The organism is Arenibacter troitsensis, from assembly GCF_900177645.1.
Classification (GTDB): Bacteria; Bacteroidota; Bacteroidia; order Flavobacteriales; family Flavobacteriaceae; genus Arenibacter; species Arenibacter troitsensis.
In genome coordinates, this window is record NZ_FXAO01000008.1 from 198,618 (window position 1) to 225,112 (window position 26,495).

At 40.2% G+C, this 26,495-nt stretch carries 25 protein-coding genes; 15 read left to right on the forward strand and 10 right to left on the reverse strand.

What is annotated here, in order from left to right:
- The first annotated feature begins 61 nt into the window (after nt 1-61).
- From B9Y87_RS17865 to mtaB, 3 genes are all read left to right on the forward strand, one after another.
- The gene (locus tag B9Y87_RS17865; RefSeq protein ID WP_085500329.1) at nt 62-313 is read left to right on the forward strand and encodes a type B 50S ribosomal protein L31; all 252 of its coding nucleotides are present in this window, start codon (nt 62-64) and stop codon (nt 311-313) included.
- A gap of 67 nt (nt 314-380) precedes the next feature.
- Nucleotides 381-1,556, forward strand: a complete 1,176-nt coding sequence (locus tag B9Y87_RS17870) for a GlmU family protein (protein WP_085500330.1) — start codon at nt 381-383, stop codon at nt 1,554-1,556.
- A gap of 126 nt (nt 1,557-1,682) precedes the next feature.
- Entirely contained in the window at nt 1,683-3,011 is a 1,329-nt protein-coding gene (gene mtaB, locus B9Y87_RS17875; RefSeq protein ID WP_085500331.1) for a tRNA (N(6)-L-threonylcarbamoyladenosine(37)-C(2))-methylthiotransferase MtaB, read from the forward strand.
- 99 nt (nt 3,012-3,110) lie between these two features.
- Here the strand turns inward: mtaB and B9Y87_RS17880 are convergent, their stop codons facing one another.
- Nucleotides 3,111-3,404, reverse strand: coding sequence for a GNAT family N-acetyltransferase (locus B9Y87_RS17880; RefSeq protein ID WP_085500332.1), 294 nt, complete (start codon nt 3,402-3,404; stop codon nt 3,111-3,113).
- Nucleotides 3,405-3,554: 150 nt separating this feature from the next.
- On the opposite strand from B9Y87_RS17880, the gene B9Y87_RS17885 reads away from it, so the two are divergent.
- The 3 genes from B9Y87_RS17885 to cls all read left to right on the forward strand — a co-directional run bounded on the left by B9Y87_RS17885 (nt 3,555) and on the right by cls (nt 6,780).
- On the forward strand, nt 3,555-4,232 hold the full coding sequence (locus B9Y87_RS17885) for an alpha/beta fold hydrolase (protein WP_245808741.1): 678 nt from the start codon (nt 3,555-3,557) through the stop codon (nt 4,230-4,232).
- A gap of 128 nt (nt 4,233-4,360) precedes the next feature.
- Nucleotides 4,361-5,317 (forward strand): lytic transglycosylase domain-containing protein, encoded by a 957-nt coding sequence (locus B9Y87_RS17890; protein WP_085500333.1) that lies wholly within the window; start codon nt 4,361-4,363, stop codon nt 5,315-5,317.
- On the forward strand, nt 5,317-6,780 hold the full coding sequence (gene cls / locus B9Y87_RS17895) for a cardiolipin synthase (RefSeq protein WP_085500334.1): 1,464 nt from the start codon (nt 5,317-5,319) through the stop codon (nt 6,778-6,780). The genes B9Y87_RS17890 and cls overlap by 1 nt, the downstream gene beginning before the upstream one ends.
- 42 nt (nt 6,781-6,822) lie before the next feature.
- Here the strand turns inward: cls and B9Y87_RS17900 are convergent, their stop codons facing one another.
- Together B9Y87_RS17900 and B9Y87_RS17905 are read right to left on the reverse strand one after the other, a co-directional pair.
- The gene (locus tag B9Y87_RS17900; RefSeq protein WP_085500335.1) at nt 6,823-7,338 is read right to left on the reverse strand and encodes a hypothetical protein; all 516 of its coding nucleotides are present in this window, start codon (nt 7,336-7,338) and stop codon (nt 6,823-6,825) included.
- A 1-nt stretch (nt 7,339) separates the two neighbouring features.
- The gene (locus B9Y87_RS17905) at nt 7,340-8,224 is read right to left on the reverse strand and encodes a DUF6263 family protein (protein WP_085500336.1); all 885 of its coding nucleotides are present in this window, start codon (nt 8,222-8,224) and stop codon (nt 7,340-7,342) included.
- A gap of 206 nt (nt 8,225-8,430) precedes the next feature.
- Between B9Y87_RS17905 and rpmH the strand changes: the two genes are divergently transcribed.
- Together rpmH and carB are read left to right on the forward strand one after the other, a co-directional pair.
- A complete protein-coding gene (gene rpmH, locus B9Y87_RS17910; RefSeq protein WP_026809253.1) occupies nt 8,431-8,592 on the forward strand; it encodes a 50S ribosomal protein L34 in 162 nt (53 codons plus the stop codon).
- 103 nt (nt 8,593-8,695) lie between these two features.
- Nucleotides 8,696-11,548 (forward strand): carbamoyl-phosphate synthase large subunit, encoded by a 2,853-nt coding sequence (gene carB / locus B9Y87_RS17915; RefSeq protein WP_085500337.1) that lies wholly within the window; start codon nt 8,696-8,698, stop codon nt 11,546-11,548.
- A 343-nt stretch (nt 11,549-11,891) separates the two neighbouring features.
- Here the strand turns inward: carB and B9Y87_RS17920 are convergent, their stop codons facing one another.
- Together B9Y87_RS17920 and B9Y87_RS17925 are read right to left on the reverse strand one after the other, a co-directional pair.
- On the reverse strand, nt 11,892-13,742 hold the full coding sequence (locus tag B9Y87_RS17920) for a Xaa-Pro dipeptidyl-peptidase (RefSeq protein ID WP_085500338.1): 1,851 nt from the start codon (nt 13,740-13,742) through the stop codon (nt 11,892-11,894).
- 391 nt (nt 13,743-14,133) lie between these two features.
- Nucleotides 14,134-14,823 carry an arylesterase gene (locus tag B9Y87_RS17925; protein ID WP_085500359.1) on the reverse strand — a complete coding sequence of 230 codons (690 nt, stop codon included), beginning with the start codon at nt 14,821-14,823 and terminating at the stop codon, nt 14,134-14,136.
- A 71-nt stretch (nt 14,824-14,894) separates the two neighbouring features.
- Between B9Y87_RS17925 and B9Y87_RS17930 the strand changes: the two genes are divergently transcribed.
- Entirely contained in the window at nt 14,895-15,584 is a 690-nt protein-coding gene (locus B9Y87_RS17930; RefSeq protein WP_085500339.1) for an ABC transporter ATP-binding protein, read from the forward strand.
- A 47-nt stretch (nt 15,585-15,631) separates the two neighbouring features.
- Nucleotides 15,632-18,130, forward strand: a complete 2,499-nt coding sequence (locus tag B9Y87_RS17935; protein WP_085500360.1) for an ABC transporter permease — start codon at nt 15,632-15,634, stop codon at nt 18,128-18,130.
- A 96-nt stretch (nt 18,131-18,226) separates the two neighbouring features.
- On the opposite strand, the gene B9Y87_RS17940 is transcribed toward B9Y87_RS17935, so the two are convergent.
- The 5 genes from B9Y87_RS17940 to B9Y87_RS17955 are packed head-to-tail and all read right to left on the reverse strand — an operon-like array spanning nt 18,227 to nt 21,798.
- Nucleotides 18,227-18,739: a MepB family protein gene (locus B9Y87_RS17940; protein ID WP_085500340.1), complete on the reverse strand. Its 513-nt coding sequence runs from the start codon at nt 18,737-18,739 to the stop codon at nt 18,227-18,229.
- Between the two features lie 47 nt (nt 18,740-18,786).
- Entirely contained in the window at nt 18,787-19,749 is a 963-nt protein-coding gene (locus tag B9Y87_RS17945) for a metallophosphoesterase family protein (protein WP_085500341.1), read from the reverse strand.
- Nucleotides 19,750-19,762: 13 nt separating this feature from the next.
- Nucleotides 19,763-19,927, reverse strand: coding sequence for a hypothetical protein (locus B9Y87_RS22010; protein WP_176225666.1), 165 nt, complete (start codon nt 19,925-19,927; stop codon nt 19,763-19,765).
- 55 nt (nt 19,928-19,982) lie between these two features.
- Nucleotides 19,983-20,795, reverse strand: a complete 813-nt coding sequence (locus B9Y87_RS17950) for an HpcH/HpaI aldolase family protein (RefSeq protein ID WP_085500342.1) — start codon at nt 20,793-20,795, stop codon at nt 19,983-19,985.
- 37 nt (nt 20,796-20,832) lie between these two features.
- On the reverse strand, nt 20,833-21,798 hold the full coding sequence (locus tag B9Y87_RS17955) for a D-2-hydroxyacid dehydrogenase (RefSeq protein WP_085500343.1): 966 nt from the start codon (nt 21,796-21,798) through the stop codon (nt 20,833-20,835).
- Nucleotides 21,799-22,467: 669 nt separating this feature from the next.
- Between B9Y87_RS17955 and B9Y87_RS17960 the strand changes: the two genes are divergently transcribed.
- From B9Y87_RS17960 to B9Y87_RS17980, 5 genes are all read left to right on the forward strand, one after another.
- On the forward strand, nt 22,468-23,286 hold the full coding sequence (locus tag B9Y87_RS17960; RefSeq protein WP_085500344.1) for an alpha/beta hydrolase: 819 nt from the start codon (nt 22,468-22,470) through the stop codon (nt 23,284-23,286).
- Between the two features lie 110 nt (nt 23,287-23,396).
- A complete protein-coding gene (locus B9Y87_RS17965) occupies nt 23,397-24,536 on the forward strand; it encodes a glycerate kinase (protein ID WP_085500345.1) in 1,140 nt (379 codons plus the stop codon).
- A gap of 48 nt (nt 24,537-24,584) precedes the next feature.
- Complete coding sequence (locus tag B9Y87_RS17970) at nt 24,585-25,445, forward strand: phosphoenolpyruvate hydrolase family protein (RefSeq protein WP_085500346.1); 861 nt, start codon at nt 24,585-24,587, stop codon at nt 25,443-25,445.
- Between the two features lie 7 nt (nt 25,446-25,452).
- Nucleotides 25,453-25,863 carry a cupin domain-containing protein gene (locus B9Y87_RS17975; RefSeq protein WP_085500347.1) on the forward strand — a complete coding sequence of 137 codons (411 nt, stop codon included), beginning with the start codon at nt 25,453-25,455 and terminating at the stop codon, nt 25,861-25,863.
- A 79-nt stretch (nt 25,864-25,942) separates the two neighbouring features.
- Nucleotides 25,943-26,495: DUF7133 domain-containing protein (locus B9Y87_RS17980; protein ID WP_449371715.1), on the forward strand; the 553-nt coding region annotated here is incomplete at its 3' end.

Sequence of the window (26,495 nt, forward strand, 5' to 3'; positions counted from 1 at the left end):
TGTTTTGAGAAAAATATTTAAATTTGCACCTCGAAATTAAGCAGGAACAAACGTTTTTACAATGAAAAAAGATATACATCCAGAGAATTATAGATTGGTAGCCTTTAAGGACATGTCCAATGAAGAGGTTTTTATTACCAAATCCACAGCCGATACCAAAGAAACTTTAGATGTTGATGGCGTTGAATATCCACTGGTTAAATTGGAAATTTCAAGAACTTCACATCCATTCTATACTGGTAAGGCCAAATTTTTGGATACTGCAGGTCGTATCGATAAATTTAAAAGCAAGTACGAGAAGTTCAAAAAATAATATTTTCTTTACAAAAGAGTTATTAAGTCACGCAGTAGCGTGACTTTTTTTGTTTTAATTTAGTTGTATGAACTATATTCTTTTTGACGGAACGGTGAGAAGGGCCTTGTTGCCGTTTACCTTCACCAGACCGGTTGCAGATATTAGGATCGGAATTCTCACTATCAGGGAAAAGTGGGAAAACTACCTTGGCAATACCATTACCACTATAACAGAGGATTATCTTTCGGAAAGATTCCCAATGGTTGAAATGGACGAGAACGTGCTTATAAATGCGTCCTTTTTGCCCAATGCCGAATTAGTGGAGCTTGTGGCCAACTTAAACGAAAACGAAGCGGTGTTCTTGGGAGAGGAGGTTATCGCCTTTTACTCGAAGGAAACCCAGGAAGAAGTTGATTTTTCAACCTACAGACATATTGAATTTGAAGGTCATGTACTGCGCATTGAAAATACCTGGGATATCTTTTCAAAAAATGGAGAGGCCATGCAGGCAGATTTTGACCTGTTGACCAAAGGCAGAAAAAGTGCTCCCATTTCCAAGACCAATAGTTTGGTTAACCCGGAGAATATATTCTTGGAGGAAGGGGCCAGTGTTGAATACAGTATTTTAAATGCTTCCGAAGGCCCCATTTATTTGGGCAAGAATTCAGAAGTATGGGAGGGTAACCTAATAAGAGGTGGTTTCGCCCTATGCGAAAAAGCAGTGGTAAAAATGGGAGCCAGAATCTATGGTCCCACTACCGTGGGCCCTTACAGCAAAGTTTGTGGGGAAATTTCCAATTCTGTGCTTATAGGGTATTCCAGTAAGGGCCATGAAGGTTATCTTGGGAATTCTGTGTTAGGGGAATGGTGCAACATAGGAGCCGATTCCAATAATTCCAATTTAAAAAACAATTACGCCAAGGTGCGCCTATGGAACTATGCTACCGAGAAATTTGAACAGACCGGACTTCAATTCTGCGGCCTAATGATGGGCGACCATAGCAAAACGGCCATAAATACCATGTTCAATACTGGAACGGTAATAGGTGTAAATTGCAATATTTATGTACCTGGATTTCCGAGGAATTTTGTCCCCAGTTTTAGTTGGGGAGGTGCCTCCGGCTTCACTACATACCAACCCCAAAAGGCTTATGAAGCCGCAAAGGTAATGATGGCGCGTAGGGGAGTGGAGTTCAATGACATGGATGCCAAGATATTGAATCACGTATTTGAGGAAACCAAGCGATGGCGCAAGGAATAACTTTTGTTTGCTGAATAAACCAAACCCAAAGCTATAACTAAAGGGTTCCCAATTATTGGTATATTTGCAAACGTTTTGGATTAATGTACAAGAAACCGACTGCTAGTTGGTTAAAGAAGAACAATGATGAAGAAAAAAGTCGCTTTCTATACGTTGGGTTGCAAGCTCAATTTCTCAGAAACTTCAACCATAGCTAGGGATTTGGTAGAGGAGGGCTTTGAGCGTGTTGATTTTTCCGAAAATGCGGATATGTATGTCATCAATACCTGTTCCGTTACGGAAAATGCAGATAAGCAATTTAAATCGATCGTTAAGCAAGCACAAAAAAACAATCCGAACGCCTTTGTAGCGGCTATTGGGTGCTATGCACAACTTAAACCGGAAGAATTGGCAGCAGTAGACGGAGTTGATCTTGTTCTGGGAGCCACTGAAAAATTTAAGATTGCGGATTATGTCAATGATCTTTCCAAAAATGATTTTGGTCAGGTCCATTCCTGCGAAATAGAAGAGGCCGACTTTTATGTGGGCAGCTATGCCATAGGCGATCGCACCAGGGCATTTTTAAAAGTACAGGATGGCTGTGACTATAAATGCACCTATTGCACCATTCCATTGGCCAGGGGGATTTCAAGAAGTGACACCCTGGAGAATGTTCTAAAAAATGCATCCGAAATCTCATCCAAGGGCATCAAGGAAATTGTGCTTACCGGCGTTAATATCGGCGATTACGGAAAAGGGGAATTTGGTAATAAAAAACACGAACATACCTTTTTGGATCTTGTAAAAGCATTGGATAGGGTAGAGGGTATAGACCGTTTGCGAATTTCTTCGATTGAACCCAATTTATTAAAAAACGAAACTATAGATTTTGTAGCACAAAGCAATTCCTTTGTACCGCATTTCCATATTCCCCTACAAAGCGGTAGCGATGCTATTTTAAAATTGATGAGTAGAAGATACCTGACCAATTTGTATGTGGATCGGGTTAAAAGAATAAGGGAAATTATGCCAGACGCCTGTATAGGAGTCGATGTTATAGTTGGATTTCCTGGGGAAACCGAAGGACATTTTTTGGAAACCTATAATTTCCTGAATGAACTGGATATTTCCTATCTGCATGTGTTCACCTATTCGGAAAGGGATAACACCAAGGCAACGGAATTAGCGGGAGTGGTTCCCAAAAAAGTTAGGAACAAAAGAAGTAAAATGCTGAGGGGGCTTTCTGTAAAAAAGAGAAGGGCTTTTTATGAAGGCCAATTGGGATCTACCAGAACTGTCTTGTACGAAGCCGAAAACAAGGAGGGCTATATCCACGGATTTACCGAAAATTACGTAAAGGTAAAAACACCATGGAACCCGGACTTGGTGAATACTTTGCACGAAATAAAACTTACGGAAATTGATGATGATGGTATGGTAAGGGGTGTCCATCTAGGAAGTATGGTAACTACCTAGAAATACAATGAATCACCTCCTTTGACAAAGTCAATTACGTATAAAGCACAGTAATACAAAAAAAAACCTCTCGTAATGGAGAGGTTTTTTTGCTTATCACTATATTCTTATACCTACAGGAAGCATTTCCTTGTATTGTCGATTCTTTCTCAAGAAACCAGCAATTTGAGGGCTGGTAGGCACCACTCTTAAATTTTGTTCTTGGATATGACCCAATACACTTTTAATGAACTCTTCTTTAAAACCTTCCTTAGTTATTTCCTCAGGAATAACAAGTTTTGTTAAAAAAACTTTGCGCTCTTGGGAAGAATACTCAATTTTAGCCAAGTGGCCGTCAACCCTGGCTTCAAATTGTCTCAAGAAACCATTGTCCTTAATTTCTACTTCATTCATATAGTTTGATTTTAAATAATGACTAATTTTGGATCATAACGTTCTCAAATTACAATCTAGGCTCGTAAACTAAATAAACGCATAAGCAGGGACGAAAAAGCCAAGAATACAAAGTTAGCGAAAAAATAGTTCTTATCCTATTAAAATAGTATGCTAGAATACCAAAAGGTCCAAAACAAAAAACATGTTTATTTCATGCCCGGTATGGCAGCCAATCCCTCCATATTTGACAATATAGACCTACCTGCGAACATTTTTGAAAAACATTTCTTGGATTGGTCTGTTCCCGATAAGAACATTAGTCTGGAGGATTATGCCCTAATTATGTCCAGGCACATCAAACACGAGGATGCCGTCCTAATCGGGGTATCCTTTGGAGGTATTCTGGTCCAGGAGATGGCTAAACACATTAAAGTAGCAAAGGTCATTATAATTTCGAGTGTCAAAAGCAAATCGGAACTGCCCAAAAGAATGATTTTTGCGAGGTATACCAAAGCCCATAAACTATTGCCCACGGGCCTTGTAAACAATATGGAATTATTGGCAAAATATGCCTTTGGTGAAACCATTCCTAAGCGCCTGGCACTTTACGAACAGTATTTATCCGTCCGTGATAAATATTATATCGATTGGTCCATTGATGCTATAGTAAACTGGAAACAAACGCAATACCAGGAAAATATTATTCACATTCATGGCGAAAATGACCCGGTCTTTCCCATTGGCCATATAAAAAATTGCATTATAGTAAAAAATGGGACCCATACCATGATTATTCACCGGTCAAAATGGTTTAATGAACACTTACCCACAATTATTTTGCAATAAGGCAGTTCTATTTAATATATTTGATGTAGAAATAGGTTTATGGTATTGGCCAACCTGGAGGTAATACTGTGCACCATTGCGGAAAGGCACATAATAAAACAAGGAATTTTTAAAAATAAATTGAAGAGATGAAGGTTATAAAAAATATTTTAATGATTTTGGGAGTTTTTTTTGTAGGAAGCACCTTAATATTTGCCGTGCAAAATCAGTACAAGGAAACGGCCATGCTTGTAGAGGAGTCACAGCCCAAAACCAATGATGGAGAGGAAAACGGTTATCGTATCACCGCAATTGAGATACCGGACGATTTAAACTTCTCGGGGGAGCCGGTTCCTTTTGACGATCCAGAGATCATGGAACGTGTAGATCGTGAGTTTTTGGTGAATACATATTGGCAATCCAATGCGCTTTTACTGATGAAAAGAGCCAATAAATTCTTTCCAATTATAGAGCCTATTTTGGCCAAAAATGGAATTCCGGACGACTTTAAATACTTGGCTTTAGCGGAAAGTGGGCTTCAAAACGTGGTTTCTCCGGCAGGAGCAACTGGCTTCTGGCAAATTATGAGCGCCACAGGAAAAGAGTACGGCTTGGAAATTAACAGTAATGTTGATGAAAGGTACCATATTGAAAAATCGACCGAAGTGGCCTGTAAATATCTCAAAAAGTCCAAGGAAAAGTTTGGTAGTTGGACCTTAGCTGCAGCTGCATACAATGCCGGGGCAGGAGGAATCCAAAAGTATATGGGGATACAAAAAGCGGACGGCTACTATGATCTTCTGTTGGGCGAAGAAACAGGTCGCTATGTCTTTAGAATTTTGGCCATTAAAGAAATACTATCCAATCCTGAGAAGTACGGTTTTCATCTGGAAAAAGAGGATATGTATACAGCAGTCCCGACCTTTAATGTTGAAATCACCGAACCAGTGAGCAATTTTGCCGATTTTGCAAAACAATATGAAATCAACTACAAAATATTAAAGAGACATAATCCTTGGCTGAGGGAGGCACATTTAAACAATTCCTCCAAAAAGAAATATACCATAGAAATCCCGAATAAGGGATACTACAAGATTTCCAAATAATGCTTCCTTTCCTAAAAGATAATATTTGGTCCGTACTTTTAGGAATAAATTATTTATTGGTCATCATATTTTCGGTCTTAATCGTTCTTAAAAATAGGAATCCGGTTAAGACCTTATCTTACATATTTGTTTTGGCAACCTTGCCCTTTATTGGGTTACTGGTCTATTATTTATTTGGCCAAGATTATAGGAAGGACAAGATTTTTGAAAAAAAATATGTAGAAGATAACGACCGATTAAAAAAATGGCGCAATAGCTTCAGCCTCAACCGTTCGGAAAGGGAAGATTTAAAGGAATTTTTAGGAGAAGGCATTTTTAAGATATACCGCTTAATGGGGAATAACGAAAGTGCCGTGCTCACCTTTGACAACGAGGTTGACATTTTGATTAACGGGGAGGAAAAGTTTACCTATTTGAGGGAAGACCTAGAAAAGGCCAAACACCACATTCATCTGGAGTATTTTGTACTGTTCGATAAAGGTTTGGGAAGTGAAATCATTGATATTCTCTGCAAAAAAGCCCAGGAAGGCATAAGTGTGAGACTTATTTATGATGATGTTGGAAGCAATATTTCCAATGTATACAAAAAGAAACTATCGGACAGTGGTGTGAAACATTTTCCATTCATGCCTGTTTTGTTTTCTAATTCCACCAGCAAACTCAATTATAGGGACCATAGGAAAATCGTGGTCATAGACGGCAAAATTGGGTATGTCGGAGGTATTAACTTAGATCAAAAATACGACAATACGTTTGACAATGAAAGGTACTGGAGAGACACCCATTTGCGCATTAAGGGAGGCGCCGTAGGTGCCCTTCAGTCCTCATTTGTTTTAAGTTGGAATTTTGCCGCCAAGGATACCATGGAAATCGAAAAAAACCTACTTCCCAAACAAAAGTCCACTCCCCAAAAACCCGTAGCGGTCCAAATCGCAGCCAGTGGTCCAGACAGTGATTGGGCCAATATAATGGAAGCCATGTTTTGTGCCATCAATTCGGCTCACGAATGTATATTGATCACCACTCCTTATTTTATGCCCAATTCGGCCATTTTAACAGCATTGACGACTGCAGCTAGAAGTGGGGTAGAGGTGAAGATAATAGTGCCTTATGAATCGGATTCGGTGGTGGCACAGTATGCCACCGATTCCTATATTGAGGAATGCCTAAATTCTGGGATCTCCATACATCGCTACAAAAAGGGGTTTATACATGCCAAGACCTTGGTAATAGATGATATGTTCTCCAGCATTGGAACAGCCAACATGGATTACCGAAGTTTCTCCATGAATTTTGAAATTAACGCTTTGCTATACAACAAGGACATCAATCAACAAATGCGAAAACAATTCCATTTAGACCTTCAGGACTGCGAAGAAGTTACCTTGGAGCGTTGGAAAAACAGAAATATAGCTAGAAGGCTAAAGGAGTCCTTTAGTCGACTTTTCGCTCCTTTGCTATAGATGTTGTTGGGGTGTTAAAATCGCTGAACGGGACTAACAAAGCTAGATTTTCTTCAATTGCTGCTGCATCATCTTGATCTGTTCGGCAAGCATATTTTGTTTGTCCAGCTTTTTCGCTTCGTTCAATAGCGTGGTGGCCTCCCTTTTTCTACGTTTTTGCATGGCAATACCTGCCAGGCTCAATTTGGCCATAGCCACATCATAATCCATGTTTAGACCATATTTCAATGCCTTTTTAAAATATTTTTCGGCCTGGGTAAGATTGGTCTGGGAAAAAATGATGCCATTTAGGTAATTATAATACCCATTTTGCTTTTTGGTAAGGGCGGTATCCGGATTTTTAATTTTATCGAGCCATTTTTTCGTGCCCGTCAAATCTTGTTTTCGCATTCTTAGAAATGCCAATAAAATAATCTCATTCCTATAATAGAGGAATATAAAAATAGAGGAAAGGAGAATTAAAGAAATCCCGTTGCCAATATTGCCTTCTACAAATTGATATACCGCATAAGCTATTATTAATGCAGCTATAACTAGTTTTAAATTTTTATTGAACATATTACTTGTTAATTAATTCGTACGTAATTTTAGATTTAATAGTGGTCGGTATTTCCTCGCCGCCCATTTGTTTCATTGTGGATGTTCCAGTACTCAAACCCTCTACCAGCATATGTTTAATAAAACCTGTATTGGTATCTGCCGTCAAGGTTGTGGTTTGCGTCCCACTGAGTTTCATAATGGTATTGGCATCAGTGACGTCCATCAACACCGTAGCCTTACCGGTAATCTTTGCCTTGTCTTCAGCAATACTCTTAAGGGTCCAGACATTCTTGGTCTTTAATTTACCATTATAAGTATTCTCCCACTGGTCATTTATATTGACTTTTACATCCGGATAAATGAATGTCATTTGCTTATAGCTATTGGACAAAGCTTCCGATCCAAACTCACTTTCCAGGGATTTTTTCATCATGTTGATGGAAAATTCATCTTCCAATCCTGAAGCCCTTGCCATTTTGGACACCAAACTATCCCCACCCTGAACCTTTAATATATTTCCGTTCTTAGCCAAAACCATTTTCACCGGATTGTTCAAAATAGTATTGAATATTTTGGATTGCACATCGTCCTCTTTAATCTCTTTGGCCTTTACATTCATTAATTCACCTTGGATACTAGAGGTCATTTTTAGGTTTAAATCCTTAAATGTCAATGCAACTTCATATCCATTATTCAGTTCTCCAAGCACTTTAAATTCCAAAATACCATCTATGTAATTCGTAATTTCATGGTTGGCACCATCCAATTCTTGGATAATAATCTGCTCGGCATCTTGCTTTACCTTAAAAACATCTCCCTTTTTTAATTGATATTGCAATTTGGTTTGTGCATTGACACCCACATTGCATAGGATGCAAACCATTAAAAAAATAAAGCGCTTCATGTTAAATCATCATACTGGTTAAGCCGTTGCAAAAGTAGTAAAATCCAATGGGCCGCATAGTGGGCAATTACAAAAAAAATATTTTTTTAATTAGATTTGCCAATGCAAAAACTCTTTGTATATTTGCAGCCGGATTTTGCTGTCGAAGAAGCAAAATTTAAACATTGTCAATAAGAAATTTAAGGAGACTATAAAAATACGCTACGATGAGCAAAAGAACATTTCAACCATCAAAAAGAAAGAGAAAAAACAAACATGGTTTTAGGGAACGTATGGCTACTGCCAATGGTAGAAAAGTTCTTGCTAGAAGAAGAGCTAAAGGAAGAAAGAAACTATCTGTATCCTCGGAGCTGAAGCACAAAAAATAATGATAGAATTGTTTTTGTTTAAAATAACAAGGTGTTACTTTTTCCGAAGTAGCACCTTTTTTTTGTCCAATTCCCTTTTTCATATATATAAATAACTAGTAAAATGCCCAAAAGAAAAGATTTAAACTCTATTTTAATTATTGGTTCTGGACCCATCGTTATCGGTCAAGCATGTGAATTTGATTATTCAGGTACACAGGCATTGAGATCTTTAAGAGAAGATGGCATAGAAACTATCCTAATCAACAGTAACCCAGCTACTATCATGACGGACCCAACTATGGCCGATCATGTTTATTTGAAACCATTAACAACAAAATCTATCAGGGAGATTTTGGATAAACATCCCAATATAGATGCGGTATTACCTACTATGGGTGGGCAAACGGCCTTAAATCTTTGTATTGAAGCCGACACTAAAGGAATTTGGGAAGATTATGGAGTAAAAATCATAGGTGTCGATATAGACGCCATTAATATTACGGAAGACAGGGAGAAATTCCGTGAGCTGATGCTTAAAATTGGTATCGGTATGGCGCCTCAAGCTACGGCTACCTCCTTTCTTAAAGGAAAGGAAATTGCCCAAGAATTTGGATTTCCCTTGGTAATCAGGGCTTCCTACACCCTTGGTGGCGCAGGAGCGTCCATAGTGTACAAACCAGAGGATTTCGACGAACTTCTTAGTCATGGATTGGAAATTTCACCAATACACGAGGTCATGATAGACAAGGCCCTAATGGGCTGGAAGGAATATGAACTGGAGCTGCTTAGGGATAAAAATGACAACGTGGTCATAATTTGTACCATTGAAAATATGGATCCCATGGGAATCCATACAGGAGACTCCATTACAGTTGCACCAGCTATGACTCTGTCTGACAAAACCTTCCAGCGAATGAGGGATATGGCCATTAAAATGATGCGCAGTATAGGGGATTTTGCAGGAGGATGTAACGTTCAGTTTGCAGTTAGTCCAGATGAAAAAGAAGATATAATTGCCATAGAGATCAACCCAAGGGTATCCCGATCTTCTGCGTTGGCATCAAAAGCTACGGGTTATCCCATTGCCAAGATTGCCGCAAAATTGGCCATTGGGTATAATTTAAATGAGCTGAGCAATCAGATTACAAAATCTACCTCTGCCTTATTTGAACCTACGTTGGATTATGTAATAGTAAAAATACCACGTTGGAATTTTGATAAATTCGAAGGCTCGGATAGAACTTTGGGACTCCAGATGAAATCGGTAGGAGAGGTAATGGGCATTGGACGTTCATTCCAGGAGGCCCTGCACAAAGCTACCCAGTCTTTGGAAATAAAAAGAAACGGACTTGGAGCGGACGGTAAGGGATATACCAATTATGATGAGATTATCAGTAAACTAACCATCCCAAGTTGGGACCGTGTCTTTGTAATTTATGATGCCATTCAGTTGGGGATTCCATTGAGTAGGATCCATGAGATCACTAAAATAGACATGTGGTTCTTAAAGCAGTACGAAGAACTGTATCAACTGGAAAAAGAAATATCCAACTTCAATATAGAAACACTTTCCAAAGACCTGCTTTTAGAGGCCAAGCAAAAAGGTTTTGCCGATAGGCAGATTGCCCATATGCTGGATTGTTACGAGAGTGAGGTATATAATAAACGTGTTGCCCTCAACATTAATAGAGTTTACAAACTGGTCGATACCTGTGCCGCTGAGTTCAAGGCCATGACCCCTTACTATTATTCTACTTTTGAGGCAGAAATAGAAACTCCGGACGGGAAGAAATATGTAGAAAACGACAGTATTGTTACCGACAAGAAAAAAATTGTTGTCCTAGGTTCAGGACCCAACAGAATTGGACAAGGTATAGAATTTGATTATTGCTGTGTACACGGAGTATTGGCCGCTTCTGAATGTGGTTATGAGACCATCATGATCAACTGTAATCCAGAAACGGTTTCCACAGATTTCGATATTTCGGACAAGCTTTATTTTGAGCCGGTGTTCTGGGAACACATTTATGATATTATCAGACATGAAAAACCAGAAGGCGTTATTGTTCAACTTGGAGGTCAAACAGCCCTTAAGTTGGCAGAAAAGCTTGATAAATACGGTATTAAAATAATAGGCACCAGTTTCAAAGCCTTGGATTTGGCGGAAGACAGAGGTAGTTTCTCCAACTTATTGGCAGAGAACAATATCCCATTCCCTCAGTTTGGTGTAGCCGAAACGGCCGAGGAAGCCTTGGCCCTATCTGACGAATTGGACTTTCCACTGTTAGTTAGGCCATCATATGTTTTGGGTGGTCAGGGAATGAAGATAGTGATCAACAAGGAAGAATTGGAGGAACATGTGGTAGATCTTCTTAGAAAAATACCAAATAACAAATTATTGCTGGATCATTATTTGGATGGCGCCATAGAAGCCGAGGCCGATGCCATCTGTGACGGGGAAGATGTTTACATCATCGGAATTATGGAACATATAGAACCATGTGGTATTCACTCCGGAGATTCCAATGCTACCTTGCCTCCCTTTAATTTGGGCGAATTTGTGATGCAACAAATAAAGGACCACACCAAGAAAATTGCCTTGGCACTAAATACTGTGGGACTCATAAATATTCAGTTCGCCATAAAGGATGACATCGTTTATATCATAGAGGCCAACCCTAGGGCTTCCAGAACGGTACCGTTTATTGCCAAGGCCTACAAGGAACCATATGTAAATTATGCGACCAAGGTGATGTTGGGCGCCAAAAAGGTAAAGGACTTTACCTTTAATCCGCAATTGGAAGGCTATGCCATAAAACAACCGGTATTTTCCTTTAATAAATTCCCTAATGTTAATAAGAATTTAGGACCTGAAATGAAGAGTACCGGCGAGAGCATATTGTTTATAGACAGTCTTAAGGATGACGAATTCTATAACCTATATTCGAGGCGTAAGATGTATTTGAGCAAATAGTTCCAAAAAGTATGGATACTGGAAGAGATTCCCTTCCAACAAATAAAAAAAACTCCTTTTTCCAAATTATTGGAAAAAGGAGTTTTCATTTATTGATACTGGTAGATAAAAGGTATTAAACCTCAGGGCAAGCCCTGAACCCAATAATAGGAATCGACCCTAGGGTCGAGGTATTGAACCTATATCCCGCCGAAAAAGGCGGGATTAGTTCAACTTGCAATTTTCAGTGCGTCTTACTGACTTCTCAAAATTGAGTTTCACTAATAAATATCAGTTCTGCCTAATAATACCATAACCAAGCAAGGAAGACCACTAATTAACAACAATCTTCCTTATAAGCAAACTACTCTACAGCACTTTTAAAGGCTACCACACCTCCAACAACTGGTAAGGTTAAAGTGGTTACGTCCAAATCAACCGACAATTCTGTACCAGGATCGGGCAAAAGCGTAAATTCCCTGTCACTTGAGAAAATCATAAGTGCAATTTGTTGGCCTTTGGGTATAATCTGATCGTCCGGCATCAAATCAAAGGTTAAATTATAGAACTGTCCTGGCACCAAAGGTTCACTTTCAGTAATGGAACTATGGTTTTGGGGATCTGCCCAACCACGGGTGATGATGTTATCGGTTATTTTTACCTTCTTACTTTCATTCCATGGTAAGGAGACCAACCAAACCGATAAATTGGCGGCAGCTTTGTTACTTGCTACGGAAATACTGATTTTAGGGATTCCAGAAAGGTGGATATCCTTGGTAAGGGTAGGTGTAACATAAAGGAGACGATGATTGGTATTCTCTGCCTTGGCCAATGTTTCTCCAGAAAAGGAAAAATTATCCACTAGGGTTTCCACGCCTTGAGCAAGCTTCTTTTTAGTGCTTAATCCGCCTTTCTCTGGTGCACCTCCTTCAAGATAAAGCGTTACGGGAGCTGCTTCCGGATTTGGATAATCTTTATAGGGCGTTGGATTTAGTTTGTCATCATTTTCACGAACAATCCAAGCCTTGGCATCTTCTTCAACACCATTTTCAATGCCGTGTAGATAACGGGTAAACCACCTATTCATCAATGTAAGCGGAGGCTCTCCTCCATGACCGTTCTGATGATAATAAATTTGGGTCGGCAAGCCTTTATTCTTAGCTGCCTTATAAATTCTATAGCTATGTTCCGGCATTACATTCCAATCGTTAAACCCGTGCGCCATTAATAAAGCGGCCTTCATGGGCTCTATATCATTCAAGTAATCACGACCAGCCCAAAATTCGTTGTAATCGCCGGTAATCCTATCCATACCGTTTTTCATTTCGGTATCCCTTACAACTTTATTGTTATGAGCACGTTTGGACTCGTCACCGCTGTGTATGAAGTCGTATAGTACATCTATATCCTCACCTAAATATCCCCCGGGAGAACGTACAAGGCCATTGGATCTATAGTAGTGATAATAGGAAGTATTAGGAGCAATCGGAATTATGGCCTCCAATCCCTTAACTCCAGTTGTAGCGGCGGCCAAGGGTATGGTTCCATTATAGGAAGTACCGGTCATACCAACTTTTCCCGTAGACCAATAGGCTTTCACCTTTTCCTTGCCATAAGGTTCCGTGTAGCCCTTAGCCCTTCCACATAGCCAATCTATGACGGCTTTGGGAGCCAAGGACTCATTGTCCCCACCCACAGTGGGGGAACCTTGGGATAATCCTGTACCTGGAGAGGATGAATGCACCACAATATAACCTCGTGGAACCCAGGTTTGTATATGTGATTTTGAAATATAAGGTCTTTCCCCTGTCCTGACTACTTCGGGATGCAATCGCTCTTTGGGAGTAGCTCCCAATTCATGCCGTACATCCCAGAAAATCTCATTCAAATTGGAAGCCACACCAGCAAAATATGGACTACTGATGTATATGACCGGCAATTTAAGTCCTTCCGTTTCAGTTTGAACTGGTCGTGTAACAGAAACGTGCATCCTATCCTTCTTGCCATCGCCATCAGTATCAAATTCTGTTTCAACCCAAAGATCATGGGTTATCCAAGAGGATTCATCACTAAAACCAGGTACCACCTGGGCTTCCCCGTTCTCAAAAATCGGAACAGATTTTTTTTCCAATAAAGTTTCACTTTTTTGAGCACTAACTATGGTCAGTACTCCAAATAAAAATGAGAGTAAAAATGTAAATTTGTTTTTAATCATAATCGACTTTAAATTAATATATAGAATTTAGGTTATAACGTTCGAGAGGTCAGTAGGCTGATTCATCCAATTAATGTTAGAAATAAAAATAATCCAGACAGATGTTTTTGGGTAGGCAATTTATTGGAGGTTTTAATCCCCACACCAAACAATGGACTGGTTACATTTGCCCCAAAAGTGATAGATATTTTGTCCGAAAAGGAATTTTTAACCCACATGTAGACTCGCACTGTATAGGAATTATATGAGGCGAATATACCCAAAAACTGTACCAAGAAGCTTCCAATAAGTTAGCCGATCTATATGATTTATTACCTCCTATAGCTTCACTCGGTAAATGGATTATTCTCCTAAAGGCAGTTAGGATCTACTTCAAACCCACAAATAAACCCTACTCATTAATGATTTCGGCAATTATAGGCCATATGTTATTGGCTATAATCTTTTGTCCTTCGGCTGTTGGATGAATACCGTCCGGTTGATTTAGTTCTGGATTTCCAGCCACATCCTCCAAGAGAAAAGGAATTAGGCCTACATTATTCTTTGTGGCAAGATCTGGAAATATATCCTTGAATTCACTGGTATAATCCTGACCCATATTGGGAGGAATTTGCATTCCAGCCAAAATAATGGTCGTATTGGGATTTTTTTCTTGCACCACATCTATGATTTCCTGTAAGTTTCCACGGGTTTCTTCCAGGGATATGCCGCGTAGACCATCATTGGCCCCAAGTTCCAGGACAAAAACCTCTATATCGGCATTAAGTACCCAGCCAAGCCTATTTTTGCCGCTAGCCGTTGTTTCACCACTTAAGCCTGCGTTAACTACTTTATAGGGCAGTTGAAGGGAATCTACCTTTTCTTGGATCAAAGCGGGAAAAGCTTCATTAGGGTCAAGGCCCATGCCGGCAGTAAGACTATTTCCAAAGAACAAAATCACCTTGCTTTCACTTTTGGTCTCCACCTTGTTTTCAATGGCCTTTTCCTCTTTTTCACCAGCATCGGCCTTCTTGGTTGCCGTATTTCCACAAGAAGTAAAAAAAATGAATAATAAATAAGAAAATCTTAACAAGGTTCGCATGGGATATTGGATTAAAATCAAAATCATTTCAGTATTTTGCCTACTTAGGAAAATCACGAAATAGAAATTATATGGCAAAGATATTAAACGTAAACAATTTAGGGAAAATCTATACGAGTGGCTCTAAAAAACTTACGGTATTGCAAGATATTACTTTTGACGTAGAGGAAGGGGAAACTTTTTCCATAGTGGGCCCTTCTGGGAGTGGAAAAACTACCTTGTTAGGTATATGTGCGGGACTGGACCAGCCAGATTCGGGTACGGTAACCTTGTGCGGTACCGAACTTGGAAGTTTAAACGAAGATGAGAGGGCCATACTGCGCAATAGGAATATAGGTTTTGTTTTTCAGGATTTTCAACTTTTACCAACACTTACCGCTCTTGAGAATGTGGCCATTCCGTTGGAATTAAGGGGAGATAAGAATGCCATGAAGAACGGGATGGAACTACTGGACAAGGTAGGTCTTCAAAATCGATTTCATCATTACCCCTCCCAACTTTCAGGTGGGGAGCAACAGCGTGTTGCCTTAGCCCGGGCATTTTCCAACAATCCATCCATATTATTTGCCGATGAGCCTACCGGTAATTTGGACGCGGAAACAGGGGAAAAGGTAATACAATTACTTTTTCAACTCAATGCGGATGCCGGCACCACATTGGTAATAGTTACCCACGATCTGGAATTAGCAGCCAAAACAAAACACATATTAAGGTTAAAGGGTGGTAGAATTATTGCCAACCAAGAAACAACGGCATTGTGAGCGAACATAATATCAATTCAAAGTCCGGGTTCCTATGGCTGCTAAAAATGGCATGGCGCGATGGAAAGGCAGGTAAAAGGAAACTTTTTCTTTTTATGGCTTCAATTATTATGGGGATTGCCGCAGTAGTCTCTATCCAGTCTTTTGGTGATAATCTTAAAAAAAATATCTCCTTACAGTCCAAATCCTTAATGGGGGCCGATTATATTATCGACAGTAGAAATCCACCAAATGAAAAAGTTTTGGGAATAATGGATTCCCTTGGTGGTCCTGATGCCAAAGAAATAAATTTTCCGTCCATGGCGGCTTTTATAAAAACAGGAGCTTCCAAATTGGTACAAGTTCGCGGAATTGAAGGAGGATTTCCTTTTTATGGAACACTGGAAACATTACCAATATCAGCAGCGGACAACTACCAACAAAATGGTGGAGCTTTGGTAGATGCTACTGTTATGTTGCAATATAACCTACAGGTAGGAGACAGTATTAAAATTGGGGAAGTTACCTTTCCAATTTCCGGATCATTAAAATCGATACCCGGTAGCTCTGGGCTGTTCAGTTCAGTGGCACCGCCCGTAGTGATTCCCTACAGGTTCATTCAGGAAACCGGATTGATACAAAAGGGCAGTAGGTTGGATTACGAATACTATTTCTTCCAGCCAAATACAGATCTAGACAAACTGGATAAAAAATTGGACCCTATATTGGACGCCGAGGGGGCCGATTTGGATACCCATACCTCTACAAGTGCCAATTTAGGTAGGAGATACGGAAATTTTGGAAAATTTCTCAATTTGGTCGCTTTTATTGCCCTCCTTCTGGGGTGTATTGGAATTGCAAGTGCCATCAACATTTACATAAAGGAGAAATTGAGATCGGTGGCTGTTCTTAAATGCCTGGGAGCAACCAAAAAGCAAACTTTTTTAATTTATTTACTACAAATTGCTGCACTTGGATTGATCGGGGGAGCCATAGGTACCGCAATAGGAATAATTTTACAACAATTATTTCCATTACTTCTGGGGGACCTATTACCGGTAGATGTACAATTGACCTTGGCTCCGAAGGCTATAGCCATGGGACTTCTATTGGGTCTCTTCATGTCCGTCCTTTTCGCCTTATACCCATTAATGGGCACCTTATATGTCTCGCCACTTCAAGCTTTGAGAGTACAGGAGGTCGATAGATCAAGGTCTAGACGGGGACTGATTTTGGTCTCTTTGGCCATTTTATCATTCCTATTTCTCTTTTCATATTGGTTATTAAAGGATTGGAAATATTCCTTGTCATTTGTTGTTGGCATTGTAGTTACCTTTGCTATAATGGCCGGCTTGTCCGCATTGGCTATGAAGGCTGTAAAAAAATACTTTCCAACTTCTTGGGGTTTTACTGCCCGTCACAGCTTATCCAACCTCTTTAGGCCACAGAACCAAACCTTGACCTTGGTCTTGGCCATTGGTATAGGTACATTTTTGATCAGTACCCTATATTTCACCAAAGACTTCTTATTGGCAAAATCTTCCATGGGGACAGATGCCAATAGCCCCAATATAATTCTTCTGGATATTCAAACGGAACAGAAAGAGGCCGTAGCCAATACCATAAAGCGCGATGGTCATCCTGTATTGACCGATATCCCTATTGTTACGATGAGGGTAAACAGTATAGAAGGAAAATCTGTAAACGAGATCAGAAAGGATACAACATCCACGATAAACTCTTGGATATTGAACCATGAGTTTAGGGTAACCTATAGGGATAGCCTTATCGCCTCCGAAAAATTGGAATTTGGGGAATGGGTCCCAAAAGTAACCTCTAGAGAGAATATACCAATTTCCGTGAGTGATAATTTTGCCAGGGATGCCAAGGTGGAAGTGGGGGATGAGCTAAGCTTTAATGTACAGGGGGTAATTATGAATACCGTTGTAAACAGCATTAGAACGGTGGATTGGGGCAGGATGCAGCTAAACTTTTCCATTGTATTTCCCTTGGGTATTTTGGAAGAGGCTCCACAATTTACTGTGCTCACTACCAATGTGCCCGATGAAAAATCATCGGCAAAGTTACAGAAGGAATTGGTTAGGGTATTTCCCAATGTATCCATTTTGGATATAAGACAAATTTTAGTGGTAATCGAAGGCTTGTTGAACAAAATATCTTGGATAATTAATTTTATGGCATTCTTCAGCATCCTTACGGGAATAATCGTACTAATGGGTGCGGTTAGAACCAGTAAATATCAACGAATACGTGAAAGTGTGCTACTAAGGACAATTGGAGCCAGGAGCAAACAGATACTTAAAATAGTGGCATTGGAATACTTCTATTTGGGAATTTTGGGAGGTTTGTCCGGAATTTTGCTCTCCTTGGCAAGTAGCCAGTTACTAGCTTATTTCGTATTTGAATCAGCTTTTACACCTTCCTTATTCCCATTTTTAGTGTTATTCCCAGGAATTACATTACTGGTCTTGATCATAGGATTAACCAATAGCAGAAGTGTCATTAAAAGTCCACCATTGGAAGTATTGCGAAAGGAGGTTAGATAGCCCAGACAGGAACGATTTATGCCCTTTTTGGTAATCTAACTAGTAGGAATGGAGATGGTTGCAGATAACAGAACATAGTTTATCGCTTGGTTATTTTCACTGAACTTGATAAAGGACTTTAGCTTTGTCGAGGTCCGTTTTTGAATGTTGCCCAATTCCCAAATAATATTCCATTTGCCATTTCTGGGTAGATTGGGCTGTTTTGTTGGTGGGCATGGACCAAGGAGGATAAACGCGAAAACCTCGCTTCCCCTCTTTTTTATGGTGGGATACTATTCCTTTTTCCATTAAGACGCCCTTAGGGAAAATAAATTGTCCTTTATGTGGCCCTTCTAGGATATTTATTACGAATAAATCTCCCTCGTCGGAGGCTTCGTATGGCGTTGTTATGCCATTGACATTTCTTTTCCACAAGGTTACAAATTGTCCTATTTTCTTTGGAGTGATTTTAGCCTTTCTAGCCACAACTTTTAACCCATTTAATTGAAATGAACAGGCTTCATATTCTATACTTTCCTTATCCAGCAGGTGGTTTGAAACTTTTAGACCGCAAGGCGTATAGACTTCCTCAATAATAGTGGTCCAATCCGTATTTGTAGTAATCTTCATTTTGATAAATTACCCCAATTCGTAACTACTTGGCAAGCATTTTAACACTATATGTTGTTCTTCGCCAATTTAAGTCTTTCGGCTTCCCAACCATGGTCCACATATTCCCATGAAAAATCGCTTCCACTTACCCTGATTTTTACAAAGCCTTCCTTGGTGTTGTGCCTTCTACCTTTCCATCCATTCCCCGCAATGGAGCCTCCCGTTAAAAAATGAAATCGATCATTGATGAAGCCGTATTCCTTCCAATGAATATGTCCTTGCAGAACCAGCTTTAAATTATGGCCTTCCAATATCTTGAATACCTCGGAAGCATTATTGACCGTTCTACTGCCTTCACTGCCGTTTAATTGGGAATAGGTGCATATCATAGGGATATGGGTGGTAATGATGATGGGAGTGCTTTCATCCACCTTTGCAATGTCCTCCTTTAACCACGCCAACTGTTTTTCATGAAAAATGCCCTGATATCTTTTGTTTTCTGTAACATCCAAGGAGTTCAAGGTTATAAAATGCCAGCCTTTATGGTCAAAAGAGTAGTAGGTGTCCCCAAAATGTCTTTCCCACATTCCGTATTTATAATCGGGATGATCTTCAGATTCCGGACTTTCCTCATAGATGGCAAAAAGGTCGTGATTTCCGATACAGTTATAAACCGGCATATTAAAGCCCTTGCTCATCTCTTTATACAGGGTAAACAGGGATTCACTCTGTTCATAATTACCACGCATGGTGTCATATACGAGGTCCCCCCCAGTAAGTACAAAATCAGGATTCAATTCATTTACCTTGTCTATGGCCATTTGAAAGCCCTTGGGAGCATTCATTTCCGGTTTTATGTGTATATCCGTTAGAAACACAAATTCAAACGCATCCTCATTTTCTTCTGCTGCTTGCTTTTTATTCGATCTTTCACAGGACAACTGCGTAAAGGGTATGGCTACAGCTGCCAATCCCGATTGAAGCAAAAACTTTCTTCTGCCATCTATATCTTTCTTTTTATCCTCCATGACTTACTTTTTATTAATTCATCTTGGTTTTTAATCCATATCTTGGAAACTTGGAGACCTTCCTCTCGAAGCTGATGATGTTGGCTTCATACAAATTGATCATTTGTCCCAAAAGAACGGAAGGATTAGTGAAAACAAACAGAATTGAGAATATGAATAACTTAATAATTCTGTTCATATAAATCAATTTAAAAATCTAATAATCAATTATTTAAAATATATTAATAATGTTATTAAATGGCCAGCTCGCTGCCTGTTGACCAATGGTGACTATCACCTACCGCCTTTTTAATATTGCCCATATCTTCAGCGAGTTTTTGACTAAAAAGTCGCATATCCGAACTGTGCAATACAATATTGGCACCTTCCTTGACGTATTTTATCTGGTATTCAGGATGGGCGGGAAAATGTATTCCTGCGGCAAGTCCTTTTGCCCTTGCCTTGTGTATTATTTCTTTAACCGTCCGCTCAAAATCAGGGTGTTCATATTGTTCCGGTAATCCCATGTTTATGGAGAGATCGTGAGGACCAATGACAATGCCGTCCAAACCGGGAACACCAAGTAGCTCGTCCAAATTCTTTACGGCAATGCTACTCTCTATATTTATGAAGCATAGACTATCCTGATTGAAGTTCTGCAAATAAGATTTTAGTGCCGACAATAATTCCTCTTTCCCTGTAAGCACCTTCTGAAGTCGATCGCCCTTTAAAGGCCTATACTTGGTAGCACCTACCATCTGCTGTACCTGGGATTTACTTTCAATATAAGGTGCAAGGACACCTACAGCCCCAGCATCTTTGGCCATACAAGCGGCATAGGGGTCAGGACTTGGTATACGGACAATGGGAGCCATACCATGAGCGCTATATACCTGACATAAAAAAGTCAGCTCGGTCCTGTCCAAGGGAACATGCTCCGTATCCAGAAAAACAAAGTCCAAACCAGTATCCTTTACCACCTTGGACCAAATGGGGGAAGTAGACAAAATACAGGTCCCGTAAATATTTTGGTTGTTGCTCAACTTTTGTTTAAGGTTCAGTGCCATTAGTTGGTATTTAGCGTTCCATGAAAAAATTATAAGGTTAATTATTTACTACATTGATCGGATTTCCCATTAAAAAAGCTTCTAAATTTTCATGGGCCGTTGTCAACAATCTATTCCTAGCCTCTTTTGAGGCCCATGCGATGTGAGGTGTGATGATACAATTATTAGCCTTTAATAATGGATTATCCCTCTCGATAGGCTCTTTGGATACAACATCTAAGGCCGCACCAGCTAATTTTCCATTGTCCAGAGCTTCACTCAAATCCTGCTCTACGATCAATTGTCCACGCGATGTATTAATAATCATGGCGCCCTCCTTCATTTTGGCAATATTGGAAGCACTTATAATACCTTCGGTTTCCGGGGTAAGCGGACAATGTAAACTTATCACATCCGATTTGGCCAAGAGCTCTTCCAAATCTACCTGTTTACAAGTGTCGCTTTCCAATTCAGGTTTCCTTCTACTCCCAGAAGTTAAAATATTCATCCCAAATGCCTGGGCCAATTTGGCCGTAGCTTGCCCAATTCTGCCATAACCAATAATGCCCATGGTTTTGCCGTCCAATTCTATTAGTGGGTAGTTCCAAAAACAAAAGTCCTTGCTTTTGGACCATTCCCCTTCTTTAACAGCACGATTGTGTTCCCCAACATGATGGCACATTTCCAATAGCAGGGCCATAGTCATCTGTGCCACGGCAGTTGTTCCATAGCCAGGTACATTCGTGACCACAATACCTAATTTTTTGGCGGCATCCACATCCACGACATTATAGCCTGTGGCCAACACCCCGATGTATTTTAGTGAAGATACTTTATCCAAAACCTCTTTGGGAAGAGGTGTCTTGTTGGTAAAAATTATCTCCGCGTCTCCAATAGCTTCAATAATTTTACTGTTTTCATATTCAGTTCGATCATAGATGGTAAGTGCTCCATATTTTTCAAGTTCCTTCCAACTAAGATCTCCTGGGTTTAAAGTGTATCCGTCTAGAATAACAATTTTCATATTTTATGTTCTAATTAATTTATAGCTAATTAAACGTCACAGAAATGGCTCCAGGGTTTTTCACAACACTTTAGTTTCAGAGAAAAAGTAACCTACACCTTCTTCAAACAACCATTTTTTGTATAAACTAAACGTTTAAGTCAACAATAACAAACATCTGGTTATTAATTCGTTTAAAATATATTTAATTTAACAGGCATAGCATTACTTACAACGATCTCCAACACTTATCCCTTAAACTATAAAACCAGGGCTGAGGATGATATAAGTACGGGCAGCACTAACTCCAAACTTTGCTCCGTCCTATCCAAATCTTATCAATCCAACGAAATTTACCTTAGAGTACTTGACGTTTCTTACAAATATAAAAGATATCATTAGGGTATACTAGCCTTTATTTTATCGAATTCAGATTAAATTTTGACATTCCCAATATTTAATCGATGTGCATTTGCAAGTCACTAGGTTTTATCCATTCGGAAAATCCAATAGGGATAACACTTTAAATGATTGAATTACTGCAAAATGATTAATTTCCGGTCAAATAAGGTATCCATTCTAAATCTATATATTGTTATTTACAGAGAAAAGGATAATTTTTTTAATCTGTTTTTATGATATTAGAGGAATATTCATAACCATATAACCAACCTAAACCAAAGTTAAGCCATGAAAAAGCTTATCATTTATATTTTTTTCGCTGTATTGCCCCTGTATGCCAATGCCCAGGCCCTTAATTATAAGACCATAGAAAATATATATTATTACGATTCCCAAACAACAGATCAGACCACATATATGAAAGAAAGGAGTCTTTTGGATATATATTATCCGGAAGGGGACAACAAAGTTCCAGTGGTTATCTGGTTTCATGGAGGAGGTTTAACTGCCGGCCAAAAGGAAATTCCATTGGCTTTAAAAAATAAAGGATTTTGTGTAGTTGGGGTAGGGTATAGGCTTTCACCAAAAATAGAGGCCGAAACCTGTATTGCCGATGCTGCTGCAGCCATTGCTTGGGTATTTAAGAATATTGGTCGTTATAACGGCGATTCAAGTCGGATTTTTGTTTCCGGACATTCAGCGGGGGGTTATTTGGCCTTAATGGCCATAATGGACAAAAGCTGGCTAAAAAAATATAAATTGGATTCCGATCTGGTTGCGGGACTAGTACCATTTAGTGGGCATACCATTACCCATTTTACCATAAGAAAGGAACAGGGTATTCCGGGGGAACAACCTATAATCGATAAGCTAGCGCCCTTGTACCATGTAAGAAAAAATGCACCACCTACCTTGTTGATTACGGGGGATAGGGAAAAAGAGATGCTGGGACGTTATGAGGAGAACGCCTATTTTTATAGGATGATGAAAGTTGCCGGCCATCAGGACATTACCCTTTACGAAATGGACGGTTATGGACACAATATGACCGAACCTGCCTTTCCGTTATTGGTTGATTTTGTAAAAGTGAAAGCGAATGTGAAGTAGAAAGAATTCATCTTTTTAAAAGGGATATAATTTTTCACATGCCAATATTTTGTACATTATTCCCTGATATTCATGAATCAAAAAAATAACCCGGAGCCAATCAAACTATAATGAAAATCGTAATTGCCCCCGATTCTTTTAAGGAATGTCTATCAGCACAGGAAGTGGCCAGCCATATTGCCTCAGGAATTCGGAATATAGTCCCTAGTGCTGAAATCTACGAAATCCCTATATCGGATGGTGGTGAAGGTGTACTAGAAGCTCTTTTAAATGGGGTGGGGGGCCGTAGAATATCAGTTTCAGTAATGGATCCCCTTATGCGTCAAATAAAGGCTGAATACGGTATTTTAAAGGATGAAAAAACAGCCGTTATCGAGATGGCCAAAGCCTCTGGATTGGAATTGCTCCAGGAAGCTGAAAAAAATCCTTTATCGACTACAACCTTTGGTACTGGACAATTGATCAAGGATGCATTAAATCAAGGTTGTACTAAAATTATTATCGGTATTGGCGGGAGTGCTACCAATGACGGTGGTGCAGGGATGGTCAGTGCGTTGGGAGCCAAATTCTTGGATGATAAGGGTAAAGAAATCCCAGAGGGTGGTGGAGGCTTGGAAAGATTGAAGACAATAGACTTGTCCAATTTTGATAAAAGAATTCAAAATTGCGAGGTAGTAGTTGCCTGTGATGTATCCAATCCCCTTACCGGTGAAAATGGCGCTTCCATGGTTTATGGTGGCCAAAAAGGTGGTAGTAAGCAAGATTTGGAATTCTTGGATAGCAACCTTGCCCATTACGCCAATAGCATTAAGGCCCATCTTGGAATCGACATCTCCCACATTCCTGGGGCAGGGGCAGCAGGTGGTACTGGCGCCGGTTTAATGGCCTTTTTAAACGGAAAATTGGTAAATGGAATAGAATTAATTCTGCAGACCATTAAAATAGAAGATTTTATAAAACAAGCCGACCTAGTATTTACCGGCGAAGGTAAGATAGATGGGCAGACCCTGCATGGAAAAACTATTTCGGGAATTGCCGCCATGTCCAAAAAGCACAACGTACCTGTAATCGTCATTACTGGAAAAATAGGGGACGGAATTGAAGAAATATATGATCTAGGCGTCAATGCCGTGTTTTCCATAGTAAATCAGCCTATGGAATTAAGGCAGGCTATGGACCAAGCTCCGGAGTTAATTAGGGACTGTTCAAAAAATATAATGGCCACGATAATGTGCGCCAACAAAAATTAATATCAAACTATTTATAAAAAAATAATTAAACCAAACAATAAAACAATTATGCCGAATCCATGGACAGGGAAAGGAAACCCCTACACAAAACAAGAAGTTAGAGATAGATTACAAGCAGTGGTAAATCAAAAAAAAGCCATTATTGCGGCCGGTGCCGGAACCGGGATCAGTGCCAAATTCATAGAGAAAGGTGGCGCGGATCTAATAATAATATACAACTCCGGCAGGTTTAGAATGTCCGGACACGGTTCCACTGCCGGTATGATGGCCTATGGGGATGCCAACGCCGTGGCCATGGAGATCGGCGAGTTCGAAGTCTTGCCAGTAGTGGAGGAAATTCCCGTTATCTGCGGTGTGCACGGAAGCGACCCACGAAGAAGGATGTGGCATTTTCTGGGAAAGGTAAAGGATATGGGATTCTCAGGGGTAAATAACTTCCCAACACATTCCATTATCGATGGCCATTTTAGAAATGTCCTTGAAGAAACGGGAATGAGTTTTCAAAAAGAAGTGGATATGGTGGATCTGGCTACCAAAATGGACCTGTTTTCCATTGTATATGTGGGCAAACCTGAAGAGGCCGTACAAATGGCCGATGTGGGTGCCGATGCCATTATTGCCCATGTAGGAACAACCGTAGGGGGATCCATTGGGGTTACCAGTGCCACCGCCTCCATGGACGATGCGTTGGAGCGTACACAAAAAATTGTGGATGCCGTAAAGAAGGCCAATCCCAATGCATTTTTATTGGCCCACGGCGGACCTATAAATACCCCGGCGGACGTAAAATACGTATTGGAACATTGCAACGGCCTACACGGCTTTGTGGGGGCATCTTCCTTGGAAAGAATGGGCATAGAACAATCCTTGACCAATTTGACCAAGGAATTCAAGGCATTGACCCTATAGCTCGAGTATGGAAAGGTATTGGAAATTTGTCAAGGAAAAGGACCAAATGTTCGAAAGGGCCTTCGGGCGTGACCATCATTGGCACTATCATCCCGAGATTATAAAACAGGCCGACTCCTATATGGTAAAGGTAGTGATGCCGGAAGGCGGCGGACACAACTTTCACGTTCATCCCGAAATGCATGAAATTCTTTATGTACTCAAAGGTACGGCCGAACAATGGATAGAGGATGAGATGCAAATTTTGGAGGAGGGCGACTCGGTATATATCGGTGCCAATGTTGCCCATGGCACTTTTAACGCCGGAGAAGGCGAATTGGAATTTTTGGCCATCCTGTCACCTCCAGAGGGCTGGGAAGCCGGCACCGTGGATGTAAGCGAAAATACCCCATATTCGGACTATCGACCTAGGATATAATAGGGTGTCATTTGTTTTTATCTAAAAAAACATTGTTTCATAAATGACCCTACTGAACAATTAAATTAAAATTTAAAAAATGAAAAATATAACCGCTTATCTTACTTTGCTATTTTGTGGAATGGCACTTTTATCCAGCTGTTCAGGGGAAAAGGAACCGCCCCCTCCTTTGACCTATACGGGAGAGAACCCAAGGGTCCAGGATCCTTTAAGTCCGGAGGATTCCCAAAAGCATATCCAACTTCCGGAAGGATTCAAGGCGGAGCTATATGCCGCCGAGCCCGATATCATCAACCCAATAGCCTTTACCTGGGACGAAAGGGGCAGACTTTGGGTGGTACAGTCCAAGGACTATCCACACGGGCTGGCCAATGATGTTGGCGGTGATAGGATCACTATTTGCGAGGACACCAATGGGGATGGCAGGGCAGATAAATTTACGGATTACGCCACCGAGCAAAATCTTACAACGGGAATCACCTTGGTAAAAGGCGGGGCCATTGTGTCCCAAGCCCCCAATATGGTCTTTTTGCAGGACACCGATGGGGACGACAAGATGGACAAAAGCACGGTGCTGTTCGATGGTTTCGGAACCTGGGACACCCATGCAGGGCCATCCAACCTGCGCTATG

Bases quoted from the DNA above. Each gene is read 5' to 3' on its own strand.
- B9Y87_RS17865 (WP_085500329.1), top strand. From the start codon at position 62: ATGAAAAAAGATATACATCCAGAGAATTATAGATTGGTAGCCTTTAAG.
- B9Y87_RS17870 (WP_085500330.1), top strand. From the start codon at position 381: ATGAACTATATTCTTTTTGACGGAACGGTGAGAAGGGCCTTGTTGCCG.
- mtaB (WP_085500331.1), top strand. From the start codon at position 1,683: ATGAAGAAAAAAGTCGCTTTCTATACGTTGGGTTGCAAGCTCAATTTC.
- B9Y87_RS17880 (WP_085500332.1), bottom strand. From the start codon at position 3,404: ATGAATGAAGTAGAAATTAAGGACAATGGTTTCTTGAGACAATTTGAA.
- B9Y87_RS17885 (WP_245808741.1), top strand. From the start codon at position 3,555: ATGCTAGAATACCAAAAGGTCCAAAACAAAAAACATGTTTATTTCATG.
- B9Y87_RS17890 (WP_085500333.1), top strand. From the start codon at position 4,361: ATGAAGGTTATAAAAAATATTTTAATGATTTTGGGAGTTTTTTTTGTA.
- cls (WP_085500334.1), top strand. From the start codon at position 5,317: ATGCTTCCTTTCCTAAAAGATAATATTTGGTCCGTACTTTTAGGAATA.
- B9Y87_RS17900 (WP_085500335.1), bottom strand. From the start codon at position 7,338: ATGTTCAATAAAAATTTAAAACTAGTTATAGCTGCATTAATAATAGCT.
- B9Y87_RS17905 (WP_085500336.1), bottom strand. From the start codon at position 8,224: ATGAAGCGCTTTATTTTTTTAATGGTTTGCATCCTATGCAATGTGGGT.
- rpmH (WP_026809253.1), top strand. From the start codon at position 8,431: ATGAGCAAAAGAACATTTCAACCATCAAAAAGAAAGAGAAAAAACAAA.
- carB (WP_085500337.1), top strand. From the start codon at position 8,696: ATGCCCAAAAGAAAAGATTTAAACTCTATTTTAATTATTGGTTCTGGA.
- B9Y87_RS17920 (WP_085500338.1), bottom strand. From the start codon at position 13,742: ATGATTAAAAACAAATTTACATTTTTACTCTCATTTTTATTTGGAGTA.
- B9Y87_RS17925 (WP_085500359.1), bottom strand. From the start codon at position 14,823: ATGCGAACCTTGTTAAGATTTTCTTATTTATTATTCATTTTTTTTACT.
- B9Y87_RS17930 (WP_085500339.1), top strand. From the start codon at position 14,895: ATGGCAAAGATATTAAACGTAAACAATTTAGGGAAAATCTATACGAGT.
- B9Y87_RS17935 (WP_085500360.1), top strand. From the start codon at position 15,632: ATGGCATGGCGCGATGGAAAGGCAGGTAAAAGGAAACTTTTTCTTTTT.
- B9Y87_RS17940 (WP_085500340.1), bottom strand. From the start codon at position 18,739: ATGAAGATTACTACAAATACGGATTGGACCACTATTATTGAGGAAGTC.
- B9Y87_RS17945 (WP_085500341.1), bottom strand. From the start codon at position 19,749: ATGGAGGATAAAAAGAAAGATATAGATGGCAGAAGAAAGTTTTTGCTT.
- B9Y87_RS22010 (WP_176225666.1), bottom strand. From the start codon at position 19,927: ATGAACAGAATTATTAAGTTATTCATATTCTCAATTCTGTTTGTTTTC.
- B9Y87_RS17950 (WP_085500342.1), bottom strand. From the start codon at position 20,795: ATGGCACTGAACCTTAAACAAAAGTTGAGCAACAACCAAAATATTTAC.
- B9Y87_RS17955 (WP_085500343.1), bottom strand. From the start codon at position 21,798: ATGAAAATTGTTATTCTAGACGGATACACTTTAAACCCAGGAGATCTT.
- B9Y87_RS17960 (WP_085500344.1), top strand. From the start codon at position 22,468: ATGAAAAAGCTTATCATTTATATTTTTTTCGCTGTATTGCCCCTGTAT.
- B9Y87_RS17965 (WP_085500345.1), top strand. From the start codon at position 23,397: ATGAAAATCGTAATTGCCCCCGATTCTTTTAAGGAATGTCTATCAGCA.
- B9Y87_RS17970 (WP_085500346.1), top strand. From the start codon at position 24,585: ATGCCGAATCCATGGACAGGGAAAGGAAACCCCTACACAAAACAAGAA.
- B9Y87_RS17975 (WP_085500347.1), top strand. From the start codon at position 25,453: ATGGAAAGGTATTGGAAATTTGTCAAGGAAAAGGACCAAATGTTCGAA.